Origin of the sequence: Pseudomonas sp. RA_105y_Pfl2_P56 (assembly GCF_963970845.1) — a bacterium.
Classification (GTDB): Bacteria; Pseudomonadota; Gammaproteobacteria; order Pseudomonadales; family Pseudomonadaceae; genus Aquipseudomonas; species Aquipseudomonas baetica_A.
The window spans coordinates 1-1,491 of sequence record NZ_CAXAPL010000096.1; the positions used below are offsets into that span (position 1 = coordinate 1).

The 1,491-nt window shown below is 55.7% G+C and carries 1 protein-coding gene; it reads right to left on the reverse strand.

The window, feature by feature from the left end; all coding sequences use genetic code 11:
• Positions 1-1,411: IS1182 family transposase (locus AACY11_RS28190; protein ID WP_339496316.1), on the reverse strand; the 1,411-nt coding region annotated here is incomplete at its 3' end.
• Positions 1,412-1,491 lie beyond the last annotated feature (80 nt).

Consider the following 1,491-nt stretch of genomic DNA (forward strand, 5'->3'; position numbering starts at 1 on the left):
CCATCAACTGACGTGCGCCGAGCACGTTAATCGCTCTTTTCAGGTTATAGGCGTTCACCGCCAAGGCCATTTCGGCTCTCGCCCCCTCGAGCTGTCGCAGCAAGAAGCGAGCGTTGCCAAACAACCACTGTTTTAGGTTGCCGAAGGGATGCTCCACAATGGATCTTCGGCTGACCATCATTTCGGGGTGTGCCTGCATTCGCCGCTCCATGCGTTCGAACGCCTCTTCGTGAGCATGGCGTGAGACATATCGGCGCCGGGCCTCAGTACATTGCGCTTTCAGCGGACAAGCGGTGCAGTCGCTGATCGCCGCCTGGTAGATACGATCGCCCTTACTGGTTTGCTTGAGTGTCAGCCATTTTCCGGCGGGACATTGATATCGATCCTGCGACGCATCGTAGGTAAACACTGTTCGGTCAAAGAACTCCTTTTCCTTGCCGCTGGAGTTGCCTGACCGATTGGGTGGTACATAAACCGTGATGCTCTCATCCTCGCAGGCCTGGAACTGCTTGCCATTCGAGTAGCCTGCATCGGCAGCCACCGTCAACTCATCTTGCTGCAAGTGTTCCTTGGCGGCCTTGGCCATAGGCTCAAGTTGCTTGCGATCATCACTGTCCTGCGTGACTTCATGATGCAGGATCAGGCAATGCTCAGCGTCCACGGCGGTTTGCACGTTGTACGCGACCCGCGGCCCTTTATGCGTTCGCATCATTCGGGCATCGCTTTCGTGGGTATTGAATTGCTCAAGCTCCATTGATTCCATCAGGGCCTGGCACGTCAGGTTATTGGAGTGCCTGACTTCCAGTTGCGCCAAAGCCGTCTTGACCGCACTGCGATCAACCAGCTCATTGGCTTCTGTTTTATCCGCCTCATCCAGCTCAGCCAGATATTGGGCAATGCGTTTATCCAGCGCCTGCTCCTGGTGCTTGAGCCGCTTCAAACTCATATGACGCCGCGAGGAAGCAAGCGCCTGAAACTTGCTGCCATCAATGGCCACCAGCTCACCGGCTATCAGGCCGGCGGTTCGGCAGAACTGGACGAAGGCCCGGCACGTCGCCACAAAGGCCGGTTTGTTGTTTTTGCGAAAGTCGGCGATGGTCTTGAAGTCGGGTTTAAGCCGGTTGATCAACCACATCACTTCGATGTTGCGCTGACACTCGACCTCAAGTCGGCGTGAGGAGCGAATCCGTTGGAAATAGCCGTAGAGATAGAGTTTTAGCTGATCGGCAGGATCATAAGAGGGGCGCCCGGTGCCTTTGGGCAACGCTTTGTCAAAGCCCAGTTGCACCAGATCCAGCTTGGCGACGTAGAGGTCGATCACACGAACGAGGTGATCCTCGGGGATCAGTTCCTCCAGCGAGGCCGGGAACACGCTGGTCTGGCTGCGGGACTCTCCTTGGATGTAGGCCATAACGAAAAATGCTCCGTATCTTTCGATACGGAGCATTTTCTTTGAGTGCCGCACAGATTGCTAGGTTTTCACACAGTCTG